Annotated in this window: 3 protein-coding genes; all 3 read right to left on the bottom strand. The window is 59.1% G+C overall.

Going from position 1 to position 3,053, the window contains the following annotated elements; genetic code table 11:
* Positions 1-293: 293 nt before the first annotated feature.
* Positions 294-614: an aminotransferase class I/II-fold pyridoxal phosphate-dependent enzyme gene (locus ACSQ9D_RS34435; protein ID WP_436286234.1), complete on the bottom strand. Its 321-nt coding sequence runs from the start codon at positions 612-614 to the stop codon at positions 294-296.
* A 298-nt stretch (positions 615-912) separates the two neighbouring features.
* Positions 913-2,193, bottom strand: coding sequence for a lactonase family protein (locus ACSQ9D_RS34430; protein ID WP_436286233.1), 1,281 nt, complete (start codon positions 2,191-2,193; stop codon positions 913-915).
* A gap of 102 nt (positions 2,194-2,295) precedes the next feature.
* Positions 2,296-2,478 (bottom strand): hypothetical protein, encoded by a 183-nt coding sequence (locus ACSQ9D_RS34425; RefSeq protein WP_436286232.1) that lies wholly within the window; start codon positions 2,476-2,478, stop codon positions 2,296-2,298.
* Positions 2,479-3,053: the final 575 nt, after the last annotated feature.

Below are 3,053 nucleotides of genomic sequence, written 5' to 3'. Positions count from 1 at the left end.
CGCGCCGCCGTTATTGGACTCGGACTGGGCGAATGCGGTTGTTACAGCAACCGCGCTGCAAACCGCTCCCGCGATCAGTAGGGTAATACGCATACTCTTCTCCACGACATTGAATGTTATCCGTCACAGGCTGCCCTCGGCGTCACTCGATGAGATCTGCAACGAGGGGCTCAGTTGTCGCAGCGCGGGGTGGAGTTTTCCAATAGCCGGTATGCATCGTTACCATAGCAACGGGGAATACGGCTGCAACCGTCCTCACTGCCATCCGTAAACCAGGCAAGTAGCGCGATCTTTCAGTACTCGACCGGCGTGGCGATCCCGAGACCGTCGCCATACCCAATCCCTACTCCCAAGAGGTCCTCGATAAGCTCCACTGTTTTGTACACGCGCCGTACCCAAGCCCACCGTACGATGGATGCAGCCGAAGGCATCTCACAGCCAACCATCGCTAACTCTGTTTCGTTCGCGACACAGCCCGACGTGAAGATCAACGCGGCTTGCGTCCCATGCAGATCGGCGAGAGCGTCCTCCAGTAGGACGTACTGGTGTGTGGTGCCGAAGATGTTACAGGTCCCGCCGGCGTCGGCGCCGCTGTCCCCGATTGATTGCTCCATTACCATCAATCTAGCTGGATGCTGCCATGCCGAGATAGTCGTTGAAGCAACTAGACCGTCACGTCGGACCCGAGACCATCTTCCAGTGCACGTTCGAACTCGCCGACGCAGCGCTCCAGTTCAACGAACACACGGTACCGCCCCTCCGCCTTCAACGCATCGTGGCGTCTTTGTAAAACTCGCGATTGATTGATTTGCGTGGCAAAGTCGCGATGGTGACGGGAGCGCGTCCGCCGGACCTGATCACAGTGGGAGTAGCTGGATCTTGCCTGGTCGATCGCGCTCCGCCGGTAGACGCCTAGAATCCCGCAAGGCCCTGGGGGCTGTTGTAGGGAATCGGGCTTCGACCAATCTCTGTCAATCGGCCGCTAGTCTTGTCGAGGCGGTAGCTGACAAGCACAGATGCATTTCCAAAGATCTGGTAGAAGTACCGGTCGTCGGGAGCCAGCCAGCTGTCGCTAGGTCCGCTGCTGACGAGCCCGTTCACGGCGCGGAAGGTACCGTCGCCGGGTATCGCATTGTTGGCGGGGTCCTGGAGAAGGCTCAATCTGCCGTCTACGAGCCGGTAGGTTGAGACCGTTCCGTAACCGAAATTGGTCGCGAGCACCAGCGAGTTGTCAGAGGTCACCTGCAGCCAGCAGAGCTCGGACGGCTTCCCGAGCGAGGTGTCGATCGGGGTCAGCGGGCCATTGGTCACGCGACCCTTGCCATCAATGCGGCTCACCAGCACGCCGTCCCCTACCGCGACACCGTTCAGGAAGGTATCACGGCTCTGGTGTAGGAAGGCGATGTAGAATGGCCCGCCGCCGCCGGCATCGGCAAACGAAGCCTCGTCGAGCGTGCCGTCGTCGCGCACCGGGAATATCACCAGGCCGTCTGGGTCGGGGGCGTTCGCCACGACCAGATTTGGTGACCCGTCCGGATTGGCGGCTGGACGAGCGTCGAAGAGGATGTCGACCAGCAGGAAGCGGCCGTCGGGCGACAGAACCGCTTGTGTCGACACACGATCGGTCTTTGTCGCGGTGTTTACCGAATGATGCTCCGGGCGCAGCTTCAGCTTGCCGTCCTTGGCGACCGCGTAAGAGCGGAGGTGGTTAGGGCCGAAGGCATGGAGTACATATAGTGTTCGGCTTTGGGGGCGATAGGCGAGCGACTTCGCCGTTCCGGTGCGCCCGGTTACGGGTTCGCCAGTCGATTGCCGATCGATCATAGTGAGCTTGCCGTCCGGACTCACTCGGAAGCTCGTCACGCTATTGTCGCCGCCGTTCGTCGCAAACAGCAGGGTGTTGGATTCGGCCAGGATCACACTACCAGCACCCTCGAATGCGTTGGGCGCGCTCTCCTGACCGCTGATCGGCTTGAAGACGCCCGAGCCAGCGCCCCCGGTAGGGATACTATCGACTAGTTCGAGTTGCCCGTCCGCGTTGCGACCGAAGTGCATGATGCGGTTCTGGGTCTCATTGGTCTGCATGTAGACATGACCTACGAGGTCCGAAGCGCGCGCGCCTACTCCGAGAGCCCCGAAGAAAAGCAGCATGAGTGCGATAGAAATCAGATTCGACGATCGTGATCGAGCCATGTAATTCTCCAACGTTGGTGCCGCTTGCGGGCACGGTTTATGTTTCGAGGTGGATATCCCCGGACGTAGATCCAATCCGAGGCGATGGGCGGTCGGTCTTGCCTATCGGAACCGCGGAGGTCTTTGTGCATTCATGAGCAACTCATGACTGGAAGCGAAATCCCCGAACAATTTCCGGAGCCGCTCCTCCTCCAAACGGTCAAGGCGATGCCGACGAGCAAACTCACTGATGGCCCAGACCTCACGCAGCGTCGCCTCATCAACCTTTTTCGTATCGATTTTCATATCAAAATCTCCAGATCTACCTAGGGCAGCCGTTGAACGCCCGGTGAAAAGAAAATTCCCGCAGGATTGCACAAGGCCGCGCGTTGCAAAGACAGTCCGGGCGAATGGCGGATGCTGGCCATTTAGAGGGAATTTTGAACCACATCGGGACGACAAGGATATTCTTAGCCACCCCTTGATGTGCCGCGGGAACTGCCTGGTCTTCTGGAAGCATCGACCGCTCCTGACGATACGTAGACGATAGGGAGCCCGTTTGCGTTTAGCGCCCATCGGTCACCATCGCCCAGTGCCAGCTACCGACGGGTCCGGAAATAGCTTGCGAGTACATGCATATTTCCATTCTCATCAGCGAGGCACTGGGCGTCTTGGGTCTTCGTGACGTCGACTCAGGTGATGAAGGCTGTGACGCAGTCACGGCAAAGATCCCGGAGCCGAACATCTTCATGGCAGCGCCTCTTAGGCGAATGAGGCGCGCCCGAATCCAACGCCATCACTTATCCAGCAGCGGATAGAATTGGGTCCAGACGTCGTCTTTCTTGGCGCTCGCGATGTGGCAGAAGGCACACTCGGATTTA

Origin of the sequence: Rhizobium sp. LjRoot258, assembly GCF_964254185.1 — a bacterium.
Taxonomy (GTDB): domain Bacteria; phylum Pseudomonadota; class Alphaproteobacteria; order Rhizobiales; family Rhizobiaceae; genus Rhizobium.
Note: the sequence above shows the minus strand (reverse complement) of the source record. Positions and strands in the feature narration are given on the sequence as shown.

Bases quoted from the DNA above. Each gene is read 5' to 3' on its own strand.
- ACSQ9D_RS34425 (WP_436286232.1), bottom strand. From the start codon at position 2,478: ATGAAAATCGATACGAAAAAGGTTGATGAGGCGACGCTGCGTGAGGTC.
- ACSQ9D_RS34430 (WP_436286233.1), bottom strand. From the start codon at position 2,193: ATGGCTCGATCACGATCGTCGAATCTGATTTCTATCGCACTCATGCTG.
- ACSQ9D_RS34435 (WP_436286234.1), bottom strand. From the start codon at position 614: ATGGAGCAATCAATCGGGGACAGCGGCGCCGACGCCGGCGGGACCTGT.